The organism is Saccharopolyspora sp. 6V, assembly GCF_020176785.1.
GTDB classification, from domain to species: Bacteria; Actinomycetota; Actinomycetes; order Mycobacteriales; family Pseudonocardiaceae; genus Saccharopolyspora_C; species Saccharopolyspora_C gregorii.
The window spans coordinates 1-18,799 of record NZ_JAIUKB010000007.1 but is presented as its reverse complement, the minus strand read 5'-3'; the positions used below and the strand labels follow the sequence as shown (position 1 = coordinate 18,799).

The following is an 18,799-nucleotide window of genomic DNA, read 5'->3' as shown; positions in this document are numbered from 1 at the left end:
CAAGGGAACCTTCCTGCCACCGGTGGCAGGAAGGTTCCCTTGCTCGCATGCTCCGGACCGCCCCGTGGCGGGGGGACTGCGGTGCGCGGAAGGTCGCCTTCCGGTCACCGGTGATCGGAAGGCGACCTCGTGGTCACGCCGCGGAGGTGGCGCTGACGATCTCGGCGTCCGGCTCGCCGAGGTCGAACGACTCGCCGGCTTCAGCCTTGCGGACCAGGGATGCCGGCGGGGTGAAGCGCTCCCCGTAGCGCTCGGCGAGCGCCCGGGCGCGCTCGACGAATCCGGGGAGGCCGCCGGGGTAGCCGTTCATGTACTGCACCACTCCCCCGGTCCACGCGGGGAAGCCGATGCCGAAGATCGAGCCGATGTTGGCGTCCGGCACGGACCGCAGCACGTCCTCGTCCAGGCAGCGGACCGTTTCGACGGCCTGGATGAACAGCAGCCGTTCGACGAGGTCCTCGAGCACGACTTCCGACGGGTCGATGCTGCCCGCGCCGAGCTCATCGACGAGTCCGGGCCACAGCCCGGCGCGGACGCCGTCGGTGTACTCGTAGAACCCGGCGCCGCCGGACCGGCCGGGGCGCTCGAACTCCTCCACCATCCGGTCGAGGATCTCGTCGGCCGGGTGCGGGGTCCAGGTGCCGCCGGCGGCTTCGAGCGCGCGCTTGGTCTCGGCTCGGATCTTGCGCGGCAGGGTGAGGGTGAGCTCGTCGAACAGCTGCAGCACCGGCGCGGGGAATCCGGCCTGGTTGGCGGCCTGTTCGATGGTGGCCGGGTGGATGCCCTCCCCGAGCATCGACACGCCCTCGTTGAGGAAGGTGCCGATGACGCGGCTGGTGAAGAAGCCGCGGCTGTCGTTGACGACGATCGGCGTCTTCTTGATCTGCTGCACGACGTCGAACGCCCTGGCCAGCGCGCGGTCGCTGGTCTGCTCACCGCGGATGATCTCGACGAGCGGCATCTTGTCGACCGGCGAGAAGAAGTGCAGGCCGATGAAGTCCTCGCGGCGGCGCACGCCTTCGGCGAGGGAGGTGATCGGCAGTGTGGAGGTGTTGGAGGCGATGAGGGCGTCCCCGTCGATGACGTCTTCGACCTCGCCGTACACCCGGTGCTTGAGCGCGGTGTCCTCGAACACGGCCTCGATGACCAGGTCGCAGCCGGTGAGCTGGTCGTTCTGGTCGGTGGGGGTGATGCGGGCGAGGACCTCGTCGCGTTCGGCCTCGGTGGTGCGGCCCTTGGCGACGGCCTTGTCGAGGATCTTCTCCGAGTAGGCCTTGCCCTTCTCGGCGGCGGCTGCGGAGACGTCCTTGAGCACCACCTGCATGCCCGCCTTCGCGCACACATGGGCGATGCCCGCGCCCATCATGCCGCCGCCGAGCACGGCGACCTTGTTCGCCGTCCAGCGTTCGAACCCGTCGGGCCTGCTGCCGCCGGAGTTGATGTGCTGGAGGTCGAAGAAGAACGCCTTGCTCATGTTCTTCGAGGTCTGGCCGCTGGCGAGGTCGACGAAGTAGCGGCCTTCGATCTCCAGGGCGGTGTCGAAGTCGACCTGGGCACCTTCGACGGCGGCGGCGAGGATGTTCTTCGGCGCGGGCATCGGGGCGCCCTTGAGCTGCTTGCGCAGGTTCGCGGGGAACGCGGGGAGGTTCGCGGCGAACTTCGGGTTCGACGGGGTGCCGCCGGGGATCTTGTGCCCCTTCTCGTCCCACGGCTGCACGGCACCGGGGTTGTCCTTGATCCACTGCTTGGCGCGGTCGAGGAGGGCGTCGGCGTCGGTGACGACCTCGTCGACGAGGCCGATCTCCTTGGCCTTCTCCGGGCGCAGCCGCTGGCCCTGGGTGAGGACCTTGAGCAGGGCGTCGGCGATGCCGAGCATGCGGACCGTGCGGACGACGCCGCCGGCGCCGGGCAGCAGGCCGAGGGTGACCTCGGGCAGACCGAAGCGGGTCTTCGGGCCGTCGAGGGCGATGCGGTGGTGGCAGGCGAGGGCGATCTCCAGTCCGCCGCCGAGGGCGGTGCCGTTCAGCGCGGCGACGACCGGGACGCCCAACGTCTCCAGGGCGCGCAGCTGCCGCTTGCTGGTGGCGCTGACCTCGGCGAACTCCTCGATGTTGGCGGGGCGGACCTTGACGAGGTCGCGCAGGTCGCCGCCCGCGAAGAAGGTGCTCTTCGCCGAAGTGATCACCACGCCGGTGATCTTCTCGCGCTCGGCCTGGAGGCGCTGCACGGTCTCTTCCATCGACCGCAGGTAGCGGTCGTTCATCGTGTTCGCCTGCTGCTGGGGGTCGTCGAGGGTGAGCACGACGATGCCGTCGGCGTCCTCGGTCCAGCGGATGGTGCTCTGGTCGCTCATGGCGTAGGTGCCCTTCGTGGTTCGCGAACACCGGCCGGCGGGGTGCGAGCAAGGGAACCTTTCTGCCACCGGTGGCAGGAAGGTTCCCTTCATCGCGGCGGGGCGGCCGGTGCCGGGGTCGGTGCGGGGTGGGTTCAGCCGAGCCGTTCGATGACGGTGGCGATGCCCATGCCGCCGCCGACGCACAGGGTGGCCACGCCGTAGCGCTGCTCGCGGCGTTCGAGTTCGTCGATGAGGGTGCCGAGGATCATGGCACCGGTCGCGCCGAGCGGGTGGCCCATGGCGATGGCGCCGCCGTTGACGTTGACCTTCTCGTGCGGCAGGTCGAATTCCTTCATGAACCGCAGCGGAACCGCGGCGAAGGCCTCGTTGATCTCGACCAGGTCGATCTGGTCGATGGTCAGGTCCGCCTTGGCGAGCGCCTTGCGCACGGCGGGTCCGGGACCGGTGAGCATGATCGTCGGGTCGGCTCCGCTGAGCGCGGTGGAGACGACGCGGGCGCGCGGGCGCAGGCCGGTGCGGTCGCCGAGGCTCTCGCTACCGATGAGGGCGAGCGCGGCGCCGTCGACGATGCCGGACGAGTTGCCGGGGGTGTGCACGTGGTCGATGCGCTCCACCCAGTGGTACTTCTGCAGGGCGACCGCGTCGAATCCGCCCATGTCGCCGATGGCGGCGAACGACGGCTGGAGACCGCCCAGGGAGTCGGCGGTGGTGCCGGGCCGGATGTGCTCGTCGCGGTCCAGCACGGTGCGGCCGTTGCGGTCGACGACGGGCACCACGCTGCGGGCGAAGCGGCCGTCGGCCCAAGCCTTGGCGGCCCGGTTCTGGGATTCGGCGGCGTAGGCGTCGATGGTGGCGCGGTCGAAGCCTTCGAGGGTGGCGATCAGGTCGGCGCCGATGCCCTGGGGCACGAAGGACGTGTCGAAGTTCGTCTCGGGGTCCATCGCCCAGGCACCGCCGTCGGAGCCCATCGGCACTCGCGACATGGATTCGACGCCGCCCGCGAGGACGGCGTCCTCCCAGCCGGAACGGACCTTCTGGGCGGCGACGTTGACGGCTTCGAGCCCGGATGCGCAGAAGCGGTTGAGCTGGACGCCGCTGACGGTGTCGGGCAGGCCGGCGGCGAGCGCGGCGGTCTTGGCGATGTCGCCGCCCTGGTCGCCCATCGGGGAGACGACGCCGAGCACGAGGTCGTCGATCAGCTCGGGGTCGAGGCCCGGGTGGCGCCTGCGGAGTTCGTCGACGAGTCCGACGACGAGGCTGATCGGTTTGGTCCCGTGCAGCGAGCCGGTTTTCTTGCCGCGTCCGCGCGGGGTGCGGATCGCTTCGTAGACGAGCGCCTCGGACATGGGCGACGTGCCTCCTCGTTGCGGCCTGGTTCTCCATCCAGAGTGTGACACCAGCACTGTCACAGTCAATGGCGTGCGGGTGCGAGGAAGGGAACCTTTCTGCCACTGGTGACCGGAAGGTTCCCTTCCTCGTACCCGGTCGGCACGGGTGAGGGCGGCGCCGTGACCGGAAGGTTCCCCTGCTCAGGTCATCCAGGACAGCACCGGCGTCGACTGCAACGCCACCAGCACGCACATCAGCAGCAGGAATCCGAGGCTGAACGGCAGGACGCGGCGGAACAGGTCCCCTTCACGCCCAGCCATGCCGACGGCGCCCGCGGCGATCGCCAGGTTCTGCGGGGAGATCATCTTGCCGAGCACACCGCCGGATCCGTTGGCGGCGGCCGCGAGCATCGGTTCGATCCCGGCCTGTTCGGCCGCGGTCACCTGCAGCGCCCCGAACAGCGAGTTCGACGAGGTGTCGGATCCGGTGACGGCGACGCCGAGCCAGCCGAGGATCGGCGAGAGGAACGCGAACAGCCCGCCGGTGGCGGCCATCCAGGTGCCGAGCGTCGCGGTCTGCCCCGAGGTGTTCATGACGTAGGCGATGGCGAGCACCGCCATCACGGTGACGATCGGCAACGCGAGCTGCCGGTAGGTGGCGCCGTAGCGGCCGAGCGCGTCGCGCGCCCGGATCCCGATCACCGGAATGGTGATGAGCCCGGCGATCAGCAGCAACGATCCGGCGCTGGACAGCCAGTTCAGCTTGAACTCGGTGAGCGACAGCGCGTCCCCGCCCGCGTCGCGGACGTCCAGCCCTGGCCAGCCGAACTTGAGTGTGACGGTCTCGAGCAGGTCGGCGACGGGCCCGAGCTGGGCGACGACGAACACCGCGATGATGATCAGGTATGGCGCGTAGGCGCGGAGCACTTCGCCGCGCCCGTCGACACCTCCGGTCGCGGGCGGTTCCGCTCCGCGCGGCGTCCACACCCGCAGCAGCAGCACGGTCGCCCCGGCCGCGAGCAGCGCCGCGATGATGTCGGTCAGCGGCACGGACACGTAGTTCGCGGCGGCGAACTGGGCGACGGCGAAGGTGATGCCGCAGGTGAGGGTGGCCGGGAGGGTTTCGCGCACGCCCCGCACCCCGTCGATGATGCCGACGAGCACCATCGGCACGATCACCGCGAGAACCGGGGTCTGCCTGCCCGTCATGGCGCCGAGCTCGTCCAGCGGCAGTTCGGTGACGCTGGCCAACGTGACCAGCGGCGAGGCGAGCGCTCCGTAGGCGACGGGCGCGGTGTTCGCGACGAGCGCCACGACGGCCGAGGTCATGGGGCTGATCCCGAGCGCCAGCAGCATCACCGTGGTGATCGCGACCGGGGTGCCGAAGCCGGCGAGCGCTTCGAGCAGCGCGCCGAAGCAGAACGCGATGATCACCGCTTGGATCCGCCGGTCCCCGCTGACCCGGGAGAAGCTCCGCTGCAGCACGTCGAAGTGCCCGGTGGTGACGGTCATCTGGTAGATCCAGATCGCGTTGATGACGATCCACAGGATCGGGAAGAAGCCGAACGCCGCGCCGAGCACGGCGGACAGCAGGGCCTGGTCGACCGGCATCGGGTACACGAACACCGCGACCGCGAGCGCGACGGCCAACGCGATGAGCGAGGCCTTCCACGCGGTCATGCGCGCGACACCCAGCAGGGCGAACAGGACCAGCAGCGGCAGGGCGGCCGCGAGGGCGCTCCAGCCGAGCGAACCGAACAGCGGGGCCAGGATCTGTTGGTACACGACCACTCCTTCGTGGCGGAGGCCGACGGGCCGAGACGGCGACGATAACCGCGCACCACTGCCGCTGGTAGCGCCGGCCGGCCCGGGTTCGGGGTGCGCTCAGCGCCTTGACGGGACGTCCGCTGCGGGCTCCGAGCAAGGGAACCTTCCGGTCACCGGTGCGATGAAGGGAACCTTCCTGTCACGCGGAGCTCAACCCCGCAGCAACCCGTCCACCCCCACCCCGCGGATGGCCGCGTCGAGCACCTGCACGGTGTGCGCCATCGGCATGGCTTCCCCGCGCCGTTCGAGGGCGGCGCGGATCTGCATGGAGCACCCGGGGTTGGCGGTGACGAGCAGTTGCGCGCCGGTGTCGTGGACGTGGCCGGCCTTGCGGTCGCCGAGTTCGCGGGCGGCGTCGGGTTGGAGCAGGTTGTAGATCCCGGCGGAGCCGCAGCACAGTTCGCCGCGATCGATTTCGCGGAGTTCGATGCCGGGGATGTCGCGCAGCAGGTCGCGGGGTTGGCGGCGGATGCCTTGGCCGTGGCTGAGGTGGCAGGCGTCGTGGTACGCGACGGTGGCGGGCAGCGGGTGCCGGGTGGCGGCGGGTCCGAGTTCGGTGAGCAGTTCGGTGATGTCGCGGACCTGGGCGGCGAACCGTTCGGCCTTGGCGGCGTAGTGCGGGTCGTCGCGCAGCAGCCGCGGGTAGTCCTTGAGGGTGGAGCCGCAGCCGGCGGAGTTGATGACGACGTGGTCGACGCGGGTCTGCTCGAAGGTGTCGAGGAGGGCGCGGGCGAAGGCGGTGGCTTCGGCTTCGCGGCCGGAGTGTTCGCTGAGCGCGCCGCAGCACCCTTGCGCGGGTGGGATGACGACGTCGCACCCTTCGGCGGCGAGGACGCGGGCGGTGGCGGCGTTGACGTCGGGGAAGAAGGCGCTCTGCACGCAGCCGGTGATCATGCCGACGGTGGCGCGGCGCGGTCCGCGTGCGGGCACGCGGCGGCCGAGCCGGGGCGCCCGGGTGATGGGCGGTGCGAGGGATTCCATGGTGCGCAGGTGAGGTGGCAGCGCGTCGGTGATCCCGGTGCGGCGCAGCAGTGCTCCGATGCGGAGCCGTTGGTAGAGGGCGAGGGGTCCGCGGAGCGCGCGGAGCCTGCGCGGGTGCGGGAAGAGGGTGAAGATCGCGGTGCGCAGCAGCTTCTCCCAGCGCCCGCGGGTGTGGTTGCGTTCGATCTGGGCGCGGGTCTCGTTGATGAGGGTGCCGTACTGCACTCCGGAGGGGCAGGCGCTGACGCAGGCCATGCAGCCGAGGCAGGCGTCCATGTGGCCGACCATGGTGTCGGTCATGGGTTCGCCTTCGAGGCCTTCCTTCATGAGGTAGATGCGGCCGCGCGGCGAGTCCATCTCTTCGCCCCACAGGTCGTAGGTGGGGCAGCTGGGCAGGCAGAACCCGCAGTGGACGCAGTCGTCGACGAGTTCGCGTTGCGGCGGGTGCAGCGCGTCGAACGCTCCGCCGCGGAGCACGTCGTCGGGTTCGGTGTCGGTCATCGGATTCCTCCCGCGTGGCGGCCGGGGGCGAGTCGGTGTCCGGGGTCGAAGCGGTCCTTGAGCTGCCGGTCGAGCGCGGTCAGCGCGGCGGGTCGCGGCCCCCACGGGTCGAGGGCGGCGCGGACGGCGGGGGTGCCGCGTTCGAGCGCGGTGTAGCCGGGCAGTGCGCGCAGCGCGGTGACGAGTTCGGTGGTGGCGGCGGGGTCGGCGGCGCCGGGGAGTCCGGCGTGCAGGACGCCGAGTCCGGCGGCGCCGCGCAGCGCCAGCGGCAGTGCGGTGCGGGTGGCGGCTCGGTCGGCGGCGCGGAGCAGGTCGGCCAGCGCGGCCGGTTCGGTGCCGATGCGCAGGCCGGTGCCGTCGGCGGGGAAGGGGTGCGCGCCCCACCAGCCGGGCGGGTGCTCGTGGACTTCGCCGCCGACGGTGCGGGCGAGCGCGTCGGCGCGGGCGTGGGTGGCGTCGGGGCGGCCTTCGAGCTGCGCGGTGATGGTGATGGGTCCGCCGGGTTCGGGCCGGTCGAGTTCGATGGCGGTGGGCATGGCCTGGCTGTGCCGGTGGGCGTCGACGATGCCTGCGGCGTCGCCGGGGTCGTGGGTGGTGCTGCTGATCCAGCGGTGTTCGGCGGCGAGGGGGTGCAGCCGGAACACGGCTTCGGTGATGACGCCGAGGGTGCCGAGGGATCCGGTGTAGAGCTTGCCGAGGTCGTATCCGGCGACGTTCTTGACGACGTTGCCGCCGGAGGTGGTGGTGGTCCCGTCGGCGAGGACGACGGTGATGCCGATGAGCAGGTCGCGGATTCCGCCGAAGTAGTGCCGGGCGGGTCCGGAGGTGCCGGTGGCGACGACGCCGCCGACGGTGGCGGTGGGCTGCGGCGGATCGATGGGCAGCCGTTGACCTGCTGCGGCGGCGGTGTCGTGCAGCGCGCCCAGCGGGGTTCCGGCGCGGGCGCTGATGACGAGGTCGCCCGCGGCGTGTTCGAGGATGCCTGCGCAGGGCGCGAGGTCGAGCAGCAGGTCGGCGGAGGTGGGCGCCGGTCCCCAGTCGAGTCTGCTGCCGGAGCCGCGGGGCACGACGGTGAGGTCGTGGTCGGCGGCGGCGCGCAGCGCGTGGGCGACGTCGGCGGTGTCGGCGGCGGTGACGACCCAGCGGGGCCGGATGCCGGCGATCTCGTCGTGTTCGGTGGCGTCGCGGAGGCGGTCGCCGAGCCGATCGTGGAGGGCGGCGCGGGTGGTGGTCATCAGAACTGGTCCGCCAATCCTGCTTCGGTCAGCGGGTGCACGCCGCGGCGGGGGCCGGGGACTTCGCCGCACAGCCGCGGCGTGGGGAACACCTTGCCGGGGTTGCAGATCCCGGCGGGGTCGAACGCGCACCGCAGGAGTTGCATGGTGTCGAGGTCGTCGTCGGTGAACATGCGGCCCATGTACTTGACCTTGTCGGCACCGACGCCGTGCTCCCCGGTGATGGAGCCGCCGTGTTCGATGCAGAGGTCGAGGATGGCGCCGGAGACGGCTTCGGCGCGTTCGGCGGCGCCGTCCTCGGCGTCGTCGAACAGCACGAGCGGGTGCAGGTTCCCGTCTCCGGCGTGGAAGACGTTGGCGACGCGAACGCCGGAGTCGGCGGAGAGGCGGGCGACGCGGCCGAGCACTTCGGGCAGCGCGGTCCGCGGGATCACCCCGTCCTGGACGATGTAGTCGGGGCTGATGCGGCCGACGGCGGCGAACGCGGATTTGCGGCCTTTCCAGATGGTGGCGCGTTCCTGGTCGTCGGCGGCGACGCGGATCTCGAAGGCCCCGTGCCGGTCGCAGTGCCGCTTCACCTCGGCGAAGGTGTGCTCGACTTCGGCGGTGGGCCCGTCGAGTTCGACGACGAGGACGGCGCCCGCTCCGTCGGGGTATCCGCAGTGGACGGCTTGTTCGGCGGCTTCGATGGCGAGCGCGTCCATCATCTCGATGGCGGCGGGGGTGACTCCGGCGCTGATGATGGCGGAGACGGCGGCGCCCGCGTCGTCGGTGGTGCGGAAGCCGGCGAGCAGGGTCTGCACGGCTTCGGGTGCGCGCAGCAGCCGCACGGTGATCCGGGTGACGACGCCGAGGGTCCCTTCGCTGCCGATGAACGCGCCGAGCAGGTCGTAGCCGGGTGCTTCGCGGGCGGTGCCGCCGAGTTCGACGAGTTCTCCGTTCGGCAGCACGACCTGCAGCCCGAGCACGTGGTGGGTGGTGAACCCGTACTTGAGGCAGTGTGCGCCGCCGGAGTTCTCGGCGACGTTGCCGCCGACGGAGCAGACCTGCTGGCTGGAGGGGTCGGGCGCGAAGTAGTAGCCGTGCGGGGCGGCGGCGCGGGTGACGTCGAGGTTGATGACGCCGGGTTCGACGACGGCGCGTTCGTTGGCGATGTCGACGTCGAGGATGCGGCGCATCTTGGCGGTGACGATGAGGACGCCGTCGGAGTGCGGGAGCGCCCCGCCGGACAGGCCGGTGCCGGAGCCGCGCGCGACGAACGGCACGTCCTGCTCGGCGCAGGCGGTGACGACGTGCTGGACCTGTTCGGTGGTTTCCGGGAGGACGACGACGGCGGGCACGACGCGGTGGCTGGCGAGCCCGTCGCATTCGTAGGTGCGCAGCCGTTGCGGATCGGTGATCACCGCGCGTTCGGGCAGCGCGGTGCGCAGGTGCCGCACGAGCCGGTCGAGGTCGGGGGCGGTCGCGGCGCTGGTGGTGGACATGGGCACGCCTCCTCACCACTGAGGATTTCGCTATGCGGAAGCAACATTCCGTCCGTCGGGAACTCTAGGCGGATCGCCGCATAGATACAAGAGGCCGACGAGGCATCGCCGCACCCCCATTGTGCTCCTCGTCACCACCTCCGAGGTTCGGCGCGGAGCGGAAACCGCGGAACGTCCGCGGCCCGCCACCGGCACTGGCTACGCTCTCTGAAAACGTTCGGAAGTCGGGGAGACTTTTCATGTCCAGCGCCCAGCAGCGCGTCCGGGAGATGCTGTCCCGTTTCGAGGAGCAGGCGGCGGCCGCGGCACAGCTCAAGGACAAGATGAGCGAGATCCGCGGCGAGGCGCGCAGCCAGGACGGTGCGGTCACCGTGACCGTCGCCCCGTCCGGCGCGGTGCTCGACCTGCGGCTGAGCCCGGAGGCGATGCGCCGCTCGCACACCGAGCTGCAGCAGACGATCGTGCAGACCATCCGGCAGGCCACCCAGCGGGCCGCGGAGACGATGAACGCCACCGTGGAACCGGTGCTGGGCGATCGGGCCGAGCAGTTCCGCGAGGCCTACCAGGCGCACGGGGCGCAGCCGCCCGCGGACGTCGACGCGGCGGCGGAACCCGCGCCGAGACCGGCACCGCCCGCGGCCGACCGGCCCGCCCAGCCGCCGCGGTCCCGCCCGAACCGGCCCCTCCGCGACGACGACCCCGGTGACGAGGACTTCTCCCGCGACTCCTTCCTCCGCTGAACCGACGAACGCAGAACCCGCGAACGCAGAACCGGTCGACGCAGAACCGGTCGACGCAGGACGGGCGAACGCGATCGGCGCTGCATCGACGGACCGACACCGGCGACCACGAGCCCGGATCGACCGTTCCCGGCGGCCGCCCGGACGCGACCGGTCACCGGCGCGCCGCGCTCATCCCCGCGCGATCAGCAGCGGCACGTGCTGTTCGGCCGCGGTGAGCGAGCCGTGGTGGCCGCGCAACGCGGATTCGCCGGGTTCGGCCGCGGACCGCACGACCGCGCCGTCGCGCAGCACGGCGATGACCTCGCCGATGCGCGAGCGCACCTCGTCGGTGACGACGGGGCCGAACCACCCGTCGTCGACGGCCTGCTCGCGGGTCACGACGGCGCCGCGCTCCCCCAGCACGTCCCGCCAGGCGTGCAGCACGTCGTCGCGCGCCCCCGGCAGCGGGTAGAGGTGGCGGGCGCGGGGTTCGCCGCCGATGAGCCGCAGCCCGGCGCGCAGCGCGGGTTCGGAGTCGGCGTCGACGGCGTCGGCCGGGTCGACGGCGACCATGCCGTGGTCGGCGACGACGAGCAGCACCGATTCCGCGGGCAGCCGTTGCAGCAGCGAGTCGACGAGCCGGTCGACCTGGGCGAGCTGGATCCGCCACGGCAACGAACCGGGCCCGTGCACGTGGCCGACGAGGTCGAGGTGGCCGTGGTAGCCGTAGCACAGCGCGGGCCCGGGCTCGGCGAGCGCGGCGAGCAGTTCCGCACCGAGGTCGCCGAGCGCGTGCACGCCGCGGAACTCGCCGCCGCGCAGCGCGGCCCTGGTCAGCCCGGTCCCGCCGAACTCGGCGGGCGCGACGGAGCGGACGGCCACCCCGGCTTCGGCGGCGCGTTCCAGCGCGGTCGGGGTGGGCTGGGCGGTTTCCGGCGGCCACTCGTCGAGCAGCCCGCGCCGCCGCCCGTCGGCGCCGCGGCTCACCCACGCCAGCGGGTGCAGCAGACCGCCGGAGGGTTCGGCGAAGGTGTAGCCGACGATCCCGTGCTCACCGGCGCGCCGCCCGGTGCCGAGCGAGGTGATGCTGGTGGCGGTGGTCGTGGGGAATCCGGCGACGAGCGGTTCACCGGTGGCCAGCGAGTTCAGCGCCGGCGCGTCGGCGGCGTGCTCGCGCAGCAGCGACCAGCCGAGCCCGTCGACGAGCAGCACGGCCGCCGAACGGCACCGCGGGATCCCGAGCACGTCGGTGAACCCGGCGGTGCCGAGGGCGGCCAGCGTGGAGGGCAGCACGTCGGACAGCGCCCGGTCCGCCGCGGGGGTGACCATCCAGTCCATGCCGCACCTCTTCCGACTCAGATCCCCAGCGAGCGCCCCACGATCTCCTTCATGATCTCGGTCGTGCCGCCGTAGATGGTCTGCACGCGCGAGTCGAGGAACGCCTTCGCGACGGGGTATTCCAGCATGTAGCCGTAGCCGCCGTGCAGCTGCAGGCAGCGGTCCACGACGCGCTTGTTCATCTCGGTGAGCCACCACTTGGCCATGGCGGCGTGTTCCACGCTCAGTTCACCGCGGACGTGGTCGGCGACGCAACGGTCGGCGAACACGCGGCCGATCTGCACCTCGGTGGCCATCTCGGCCAGTTCGAAACGGGTATTCTGGAACTTGCCGATGGGGCGGCCGAAGGCGGTGCGGTCCCGGCAGTACTGCTTGGTGATCTCCAGGATCTTCTCGGCGCTGGCGGCGGCGGCGACGGCGATGGACAGCCGTTCCTGCGGCAGGTTCTGCATCAGGTAGATGAAGCCCTGGCCCTCTTCGCCGAGCAGGTTCGCCGCGGGCACCCGCACGTCGTTGAAGTACAGCTCGGCGGTGTCCTGGGACTTCTGCCCGATCTTCTCCAGGTTGCGGCCGCGTTCGAAACCGTCCATGCCGCGCTCGACGACGAGCAGGCTGATGCCCTGCGCGCCCGCGTCCGGGTCGGTGCGGGCGGCGACGATCACCAGATCGGCGTTGATGCCGTTGGAGATGAACGTCTTCTGCCCGTTGAGCACGTAGTGGTCGCCGTCGCGGACCGCGGTGGTGCGCATGCCCTGCAGGTCGCTGCCCGCGCCGGGTTCGGTCATGGCGATGGCGCTGATGATCTCGCCAGTGCAGAAGCCGGGCAGCCAGCGCCGCTTCTGCTCCTCGGTGGCCAGCCGGGTCAGGTAGGGGATGTTGATGTCGCTGTGCACGGGCACGCCGAAGCCGTTGATACCGGCGTTGACGAGCTCTTCGTCGAACACCACGTTGAACCGGAAGTCGTCGACTCCCCCGCCGCCGTAGGTCTCGTCGACGGCGATGCCGAGCAGGCCCTGCTCGCCGGCGGCCAGCCACGCGTCGCGGCTGACGACGCCCGCTGCCTCCCACTCCTCCTGGTGCGGGAGGAGTTCTTTGGCGATGAACGCCTTGGCGGTCTCGCGGAACGCCTCGTGCTCGGCTTCGAACAGTTCCCTGCGCATGCGGGTCACGCTTCCTCTCGGGCCTGGTGGATCGCGCCGGACGCCAGCAGGTCCGCCGCGGTGGGCACCTGCCAGTCGGCCAGCACCGCGGTGTCCGGGGCGGGGACCGGGCGCGGCGGTGAACTCGGGGTGCGGGAGAACCGCGGTGCGGGCGCGGGCTGCAGCACGCCACCGGGGCTGGGCAGGGTGCCGCGGGCCTGCAGGTGCGGGTGCTGCCGGGCTTCGCTCATGGACAGCACGGGGGCGACGCAGGCGTCGGAACCGTCGAAGACCTCGGTCCACTCGGCGCGAGTGCGGCTCGCGAAGGTCGCGGCGAACCGCTCGCGCAGCGCGGGCCAGTTCGCCGGGTCGTCGCGGTCCGGGAGGTCGTCGAGGCCGAGGCGGTCGACCAGCTCGGCGTAGAACTTGGGTTCCAGCGCGCCGACCGCCACGTGCTCGCCGTCGGAGGTCTCGTACACGTCGTAGTAGGGCGCGCCGGTGTCGAGCAGGTTCGTGCCGCGCCGCTCCTGCCACGCGCCGGCGGCGGCGAACCCGAACAGCATCGAACCCAGGTGCGCGGCACCGTCCACGATGGACGCGTCGACGACCTGGCCCTGCCCGGTGCTGCGCGCGTTCAGCACCGCGGACAGCACGCCCACCGCCAGGTACAGGGCGCCGCCGCCGAAATCGCCCAGCAGGTTCGCCGGGACCTGCGGCGGGCCACCGCTGCGGCCGATGGCGTGCAGCATGCCGCTCAACGCGATGTAGCCGATGTCGTGGCCCGCGGTCTGCGCCAGCGGACCGTCCTGGCCCCAGCCGGTCATCCGGCCGAACACCAGCTTCGGGTTCCGCTCCCAGCACTGCTCGGGACCGACGCCGAGGCGTTCGGCGACCCCCGGCCGGAAGCCCTCGATGAGCACGTCGGCGCGTTCGGCCAGCGCCAGCACCGTCTCCGGGCCCTGCTCGTGCTTGAGGTCCACCGAGATCGCGCGCTTGCCCCGGTCCAGCAGGTCGTGCTCGCCGGGAGCCCCGCCGGGGCGGCCGACGCGGACCACGTCCGCGCCCAGGTCCGCCAGCAGCATCCCGCAGAACGGAGCGGGTCCGAGGCCCGCCAGCTCCACCACCCGCAGGCCCGCGAGGGGGCCGTCACCTCTTGCCGTCACGCCTGCACCTCTCCGCCAGCGGCCGCACGCCGCGCACGACACCGTGTCGCGACGCAATCAGTGTTACATCGTTGGTGTCACAGCGGTCAAGGAGTAAGCTCCCCGACCATGCTCCGAACCGCGGACGAAGAGCTGACCATCGACGAGTTGGCCGCGCGCGCCGGCGTCACCGTGCGGACCGTTCGCTTCTACGCGTCCCGCGGTCTGCTGCCCCCGCCCCGGCTCCGCGGGCGGCTGGGCCTCTACGGCGGCGACCACCTGGCGCGGCTCGACCTCATCCGGGAACTGCAAGCGCTCGGGTTCACCCTCTCCGCCATCGAACGGCACCTGGAGCGGATCCCCGACGACGCCACGGCCGAAGACCTCGCGCTGCACCGCGCACTGCTCGCGCCGTGGACCAGCGACCAGAGCGAAGACCTCACCCGGCACGAGCTCAGCCAGCGCGCCGGGCGGCAGCTCGACGACGAGCTCGTCGGCAAGCTCGTCTCGCTCGGCATCCTCCAAGCCCTCGACGACGACCTCAGCCGGGTGCGGCTGTCCAACTCCGCCATGCTCGGCGTCGGGCTGCAGATCCTCGACCTCGACCTGCCGCAGGGCATGCTCCTCGAAGCCAAGGACATCGTCGAGCAGCACACCTCGCAGATCGCCGTCGAGCTGCGCGAACTGTTCGCCGCGAACGTGCTGCGGCCCTACCTCGAACGCGGACGGCCCGAAGAAGAGCGGGAACGGGTGCACGTCGCCACCCAGCAGCTGCGGCCGCTGACCATCCACGTGCTCGTCAACGGGTTCCAGAACGCGATCAACGACGTCATCCGCGACCACGTCTGATCGGCGGAAGGGAACCTTCCTGCCACCGACGCGAGCAAGGGAACCTTCCGATCACCGGTGCGGTGAAGGGAACCTTCCTGCCACCCGGCCCGCCGCCGGTGCGCCGAGCGCTCGGCGGTCACCGGTAGCGATCCGGACAGCGGCCCGTTCGAGCGAGCCGGCTCCTCGGACGGCCGAACCCGGGGGCGCGCCAGGCACGAGCCCCGAACACGCGGTGCAGCCGGAGCCCCCGCACCCCGCTCCCGACGGCACCCGTCCGCCTACTGGCCAAACGGGCCTCCGGTGCGGTTTCATCGGCGAGGTCACCACGAACCTCGCGTCACGCACGTGGCCGCCTCGTGAGTGGAGGAGCCACATGAGCACATCACCGGCACCGACGCTGACCGCGACCATCCCGCACCTGTTCGAGCGCAACGCGACCGAGCACCGGGACCACCCGGCGCTGACCGCGGACGGCCGGACCTGGAGCTGGGGCGAGGCGGCGGAGGCGGTGCAGGACCTCGCCGCGGGCTTCGCCGACCTCGGGTTGCAGCGCGGCCAGACGGTGGTGCTGATGATGTCGAACGGCGCGGAGCAGTGGCTGGCCGACGTCGCCGCCACGCACCTCGGGGCGGTGCCGATCGCCGTGCACCCCGCGTCGAGCTCCGGCGAGATCCGCGACGTCACGCGGCACAGCCGGGCGCACATCGCCGTGCTCGGCAACGCCCACCACGTGCGCCGCTGGTCGGCGGCGCTGCGCGAACCGGACGCGCTCGGCCACGTCATCGTCGTCGACGAGGCCGCGATCCCCGCGGAGGACACCCGCTTCCGCACCTGGGCGACGCTGCGCGAACGCGGCGGCGGGCTGCTGCGGCAGGACCCGGAGCTGGTTCGGCGGCGCACCGCGGACGTGGTGCCGGACGATCCGGTGACCGTGCTCTACTCCCCCGACGCGATCGGGATGCAGCGGGCCGTGGTGCTGACCCACCGCAACGTGCTCGCCGCAGCCTCCGCCCGGCAGCTGGTCACGGGCGCGCCGCCGCACGCCGGGACCTTGTGCTACCTGCCGATGGCGCACATGTCGGAGCGCGCGGGCAACGTCTACAGCGCCATCCACGACGTCGCGCACGTGCACTTCTGCAACGGCATCGCCGAGGCCGTGCGGGTGCTGCCGCAGGTTCGTCCGCACACGTTCTTCGGGGTGCCGCGGATGTGGGAACGGCTCGCCGCCCTCGCCCGCGCCCAGCCCACCGCGCACACCGCGGCCGAGAAGCACGAGGTGCTCAGCGGGCTCGGTCTCGACGGCACCGTGTGGGGCGCGAGCGGGGCGGCGCCGCTGCGCCGCGACCTGCTGGAGCTGTTCTCCGGGCTCGGCTTCGACATCTTCGAGACGTGGGGGTCGACCGAGTCCAGCGGCTGGGCCACCACCAACCGGCCGGGCGCGGTGCGCTTCGGCACCGTCGGCACCCCGCTGCCCGGCGTCGAGGTCCGCATCGATGAGGACGGTGAAGTGCTGGTGCGCGGCCCCGTGGTCTGCGCGGGGCACCTGCAGGAGGACGGCCTGGTCCGGGCGGCGGCGGGCGCCGACGGCTGGTTGCGCACCGGGGACGTCGGGCACGTCGACGACGGCTACCTCACCATCACCGACCGCAAGAGCGAGTTGATCATCAACTCGCACGGCGAGACCGTCGCCCCCAGCGTCGTGGAGAACGCGCTGCGCGCGCACCCGCTGATCGGGCACGCGCTCGCCTTCGGCGACGGCAGGCCGCACGTCGTCGCGCTGGTCGTGCTCGACGAGGACACCGCGCCTGCGTGGGCGGCCGCGCACGGCATCGGCACCACCGATCTCGCCGAGCTCGCCCGCGACGCGCAGGTGCTGGCCGAAGTGGACCGCGCGGTGGACGCGGCCAACGCCGCGCTGGGCAGCTCCGGCCAGGTGCGCGCGCACCGCGTGCTGGACCGGCCGTGGGGTGCGGCGGGTGGCGAGCTCAGTCCCGCGTTGAAGTTGCGGCGGCGCGTCATCCACACCAAGTACGCCGAGGTGCTGGACGAGCTGTACGGCTGACGGGCCGGCCGCGAGCAGGGGAACCTTCCGGTCACGGGTGCGATGAAGGGAACCTTCCTGTCACATCGCAGGTGTGGACGCGACCGGCGTGGGCCGGGGCGAGCAGGGGAACCTTCCGGTCACGGGTGCGATGAAGGGAACCTTCCTGTCACATCGCAGGTGTGGACGCGACCGGCGTGGGCCGGGGCGAGCAGGGGAACCTTCCGGTCACGGGTGCGATGAAGGGAACCTTCCTGTCACCGGTGCGGGCAAGGGAACCTTCCTGTCACCGGAGTTCGAACGAACGGACGCCTCCGCACCTAGCCTCATCCTCTCCACTTTGGAGTGATCCACTCCAGCCGCGGCGCTCGATCCAGATGAGCCGAGGGTGACCACCTCCCCGTCCGTGCACCCCACGATCTGGTGATCTTCGGTCGCAGGTGCGGAAATCGCGGGGCCGCTGCCGATAGATCTGTGCGGAGTCTTCCCCACTACCTCTTGGAGGCGCACCGACATGGCTGCCACCCGCTTCATCCGCGGTCTTCTGCTCGCGGCGACGGCCGTCCTCGTGCTCACCCCGGCGACGGCGGGCGCGGCTGCGACGCAGAGCGACCTGACCTTGACGATCGCGGCGAAGGACCGGGCGGAGTTGCCGCGCACGGTGTCGCTGCGCTGCGAGCCGGTGGGCGGTTCGCACCCGAACGCGGCGGCGGCCTGCGACAGCCTGACCACGGCGGGCGGCGACTTCGAGCAGCTCGGCCAGGCGCACACCGGCCAGTGCACGATGGAGCTGAAGCCGGTGGTCGGCACGGCGCACGGCACCTGGCAGGGCCGCCCGGTGCACTTCGAGAAGGAGTTCGGCAACCAGTGCGTGGCGGCGTCCGCCGCGGGGGCCGTGTTCGACTTCTGAGCTCTCCCGTCCGCAGGGCACCGGATCCGGCCGAGCGCCGCGCCGGTGCCCCGCGGCATCGCCCCCTCGACGGATTCGCGCTGCTCCGGTCGCACTACGGTGGCGGTATGGCTGCCGAGAACGAAGAGCCCGCGTGTAGGCGCTGGCCGCACCGGATCTACGGGGTGGGCGAGGAACCGGATCCCCGGTTCACGCTGGCGAACGAGCGCACGTTCTTGGCGTGGATCCGCACCGCCTTGGCGTTGATGGCGGCGGGTGTCGGCGTGGAGGCGTTGAACGCGGCGATGTCACCCGGCCCGGATCCGCTGCGGACCTCGCTGGCGGTACTGCTGCTGCTCGCGGGCGTGGTGTGCAGCGTGGCGGCGTTCGGCCGGTGGATGACGATGGAGCGGGCGCTGCGCAGGAAGGCCCCGCTGCCGCCACCGAAGCTGGCGCCGGTCCTCGGGTTCGGGCTCGGCGTGGTCGGCGTGGCGGCGACGGTGCTGCTGCTGGTCAACGGGTTCTGAGCGTGCCGGGGCAGGGCCCGTGGGATCCGGGCTTGCAGGTCGAGCGCACGACCTTGGCCTGGCTGCGGACCGGGTTGACGTTCGTGGTGGGCCTGATGGTGCTGCTGCGGTTGCTGGCGCACCGCAGCGCGGTCGCGGCCGCGGTGTGCGCCGCGGTGGCGCTGCCGCTGGCGGCGGTGATCGCGGTCGCGTCGTGGCGCAGGCACCGGCAGGCGGAGCGGAACCTGCGCGCGGAGGAACCGCTGCCGGACGGCGTGCTGCAGGCGGCGTTCACCGCGCTCGCGCTGCTGGCCGGCGCGATCGGCGCGGTGTACGTGCTGCTGATGTGACGGCGCCCCCCCCCCGCGGGGGGGGGGGGCGCCCGCCGCCGCGCGGGCGCGCGCCGGCCGGGGGGTGAGGGAGGGGAGGCCGCAGGTGGTGGGGCCCGGGGCCCCCCCCCCGCCCCCCGCGGGGGCCCC

At 72.1% G+C, this 18,799-nt stretch carries 15 protein-coding genes; 6 read left to right on the top strand and 9 right to left on the bottom strand.

Annotated features, from left to right (window positions below; genetic code table 11):
- Window positions 1–133: 133 nt before the first annotated feature.
- The 6 genes from LCD35_RS01320 to LCD35_RS01295 all read right to left on the bottom strand — a co-directional run bounded on the left by LCD35_RS01320 (window position 134) and on the right by LCD35_RS01295 (window position 9,712).
- The gene (locus LCD35_RS01320; RefSeq protein WP_225043594.1) at window positions 134–2,353 is read right to left on the bottom strand and encodes a 3-hydroxyacyl-CoA dehydrogenase NAD-binding domain-containing protein; all 2,220 of its coding nucleotides are present in this window, start codon (window positions 2,351–2,353) and stop codon (window positions 134–136) included.
- Window positions 2,354–2,487: 134 nt separating this feature from the next.
- Window positions 2,488–3,702: an acetyl-CoA C-acetyltransferase gene (locus LCD35_RS01315; RefSeq protein ID WP_224958310.1), complete on the bottom strand. Its 1,215-nt coding sequence runs from the start codon at window positions 3,700–3,702 to the stop codon at window positions 2,488–2,490.
- A gap of 183 nt (window positions 3,703–3,885) precedes the next feature.
- The gene (locus LCD35_RS01310; protein WP_225043593.1) at window positions 3,886–5,469 is read right to left on the bottom strand and encodes an L-lactate permease; all 1,584 of its coding nucleotides are present in this window, start codon (window positions 5,467–5,469) and stop codon (window positions 3,886–3,888) included.
- A gap of 192 nt (window positions 5,470–5,661) precedes the next feature.
- Window positions 5,662–6,993, bottom strand: a complete 1,332-nt coding sequence (locus tag LCD35_RS01305; protein WP_224967365.1) for a (Fe-S)-binding protein — start codon at window positions 6,991–6,993, stop codon at window positions 5,662–5,664.
- Window positions 6,990–8,228: an FAD-binding oxidoreductase gene (locus LCD35_RS01300; protein WP_225043592.1), complete on the bottom strand. Its 1,239-nt coding sequence runs from the start codon at window positions 8,226–8,228 to the stop codon at window positions 6,990–6,992. Before LCD35_RS01300 ends, LCD35_RS01305 begins: the two co-directional genes overlap by 4 nt.
- Window positions 8,228–9,712, bottom strand: a complete 1,485-nt coding sequence (locus LCD35_RS01295) for an FAD-linked oxidase C-terminal domain-containing protein (protein ID WP_225043591.1) — start codon at window positions 9,710–9,712, stop codon at window positions 8,228–8,230. Before LCD35_RS01295 ends, LCD35_RS01300 begins: the two co-directional genes overlap by 1 nt.
- Before the next feature lie 239 nt (window positions 9,713–9,951).
- Here LCD35_RS01295 and LCD35_RS01290 point away from each other — a divergent pair, with 239 nt between their 5' ends.
- The gene (locus LCD35_RS01290) at window positions 9,952–10,452 is read left to right on the top strand and encodes a YbaB/EbfC family nucleoid-associated protein (RefSeq protein WP_224967363.1); all 501 of its coding nucleotides are present in this window, start codon (window positions 9,952–9,954) and stop codon (window positions 10,450–10,452) included.
- Window positions 10,453–10,623: 171 nt separating this feature from the next.
- On the opposite strand, the gene LCD35_RS01285 is transcribed toward LCD35_RS01290, so the two are convergent.
- Genes LCD35_RS01285 through LCD35_RS01275 form a run of 3 tightly spaced genes read right to left on the bottom strand, consistent with a single transcriptional unit; the run spans window position 10,624 to window position 14,074 of the window.
- Window positions 10,624–11,772, bottom strand: a complete 1,149-nt coding sequence (locus LCD35_RS01285; RefSeq protein ID WP_224967362.1) for an alkaline phosphatase family protein — start codon at window positions 11,770–11,772, stop codon at window positions 10,624–10,626.
- Between the two features lie 17 nt (window positions 11,773–11,789).
- Complete coding sequence (locus tag LCD35_RS01280; protein WP_224958300.1) at window positions 11,790–12,932, bottom strand: acyl-CoA dehydrogenase family protein; 1,143 nt, start codon at window positions 12,930–12,932, stop codon at window positions 11,790–11,792.
- A gap of 5 nt (window positions 12,933–12,937) precedes the next feature.
- Window positions 12,938–14,074 (bottom strand): CaiB/BaiF CoA-transferase family protein, encoded by a 1,137-nt coding sequence (locus LCD35_RS01275; protein WP_224967361.1) that lies wholly within the window; start codon window positions 14,072–14,074, stop codon window positions 12,938–12,940.
- A 108-nt stretch (window positions 14,075–14,182) separates the two neighbouring features.
- Here LCD35_RS01275 and LCD35_RS01270 point away from each other — a divergent pair, with 108 nt between their 5' ends.
- The 5 genes from LCD35_RS01270 (at window position 14,183) to LCD35_RS01250 (ending at window position 18,670) form a co-directional block, all read left to right on the top strand.
- The gene (locus LCD35_RS01270) at window positions 14,183–14,902 is read left to right on the top strand and encodes a MerR family transcriptional regulator (RefSeq protein WP_224967360.1); all 720 of its coding nucleotides are present in this window, start codon (window positions 14,183–14,185) and stop codon (window positions 14,900–14,902) included.
- 355 nt (window positions 14,903–15,257) lie between these two features.
- The gene (locus LCD35_RS01265; RefSeq protein ID WP_224967359.1) at window positions 15,258–16,946 is read left to right on the top strand and encodes a long-chain fatty acid--CoA ligase; all 1,689 of its coding nucleotides are present in this window, start codon (window positions 15,258–15,260) and stop codon (window positions 16,944–16,946) included.
- A gap of 493 nt (window positions 16,947–17,439) precedes the next feature.
- Window positions 17,440–17,835, top strand: coding sequence for an SSI family serine proteinase inhibitor (locus LCD35_RS01260; RefSeq protein WP_224958296.1), 396 nt, complete (start codon window positions 17,440–17,442; stop codon window positions 17,833–17,835).
- A gap of 107 nt (window positions 17,836–17,942) precedes the next feature.
- Window positions 17,943–18,341 carry a YidH family protein gene (locus LCD35_RS01255; protein WP_225043590.1) on the top strand — a complete coding sequence of 133 codons (399 nt, stop codon included), beginning with the start codon at window positions 17,943–17,945 and terminating at the stop codon, window positions 18,339–18,341.
- 32 nt (window positions 18,342–18,373) lie between these two features.
- Window positions 18,374–18,670, top strand: coding sequence for a DUF202 domain-containing protein (locus tag LCD35_RS01250; RefSeq protein ID WP_255614048.1), 297 nt, complete (start codon window positions 18,374–18,376; stop codon window positions 18,668–18,670).
- The last annotated feature ends 129 nt before the right edge of the window (window positions 18,671–18,799 follow it).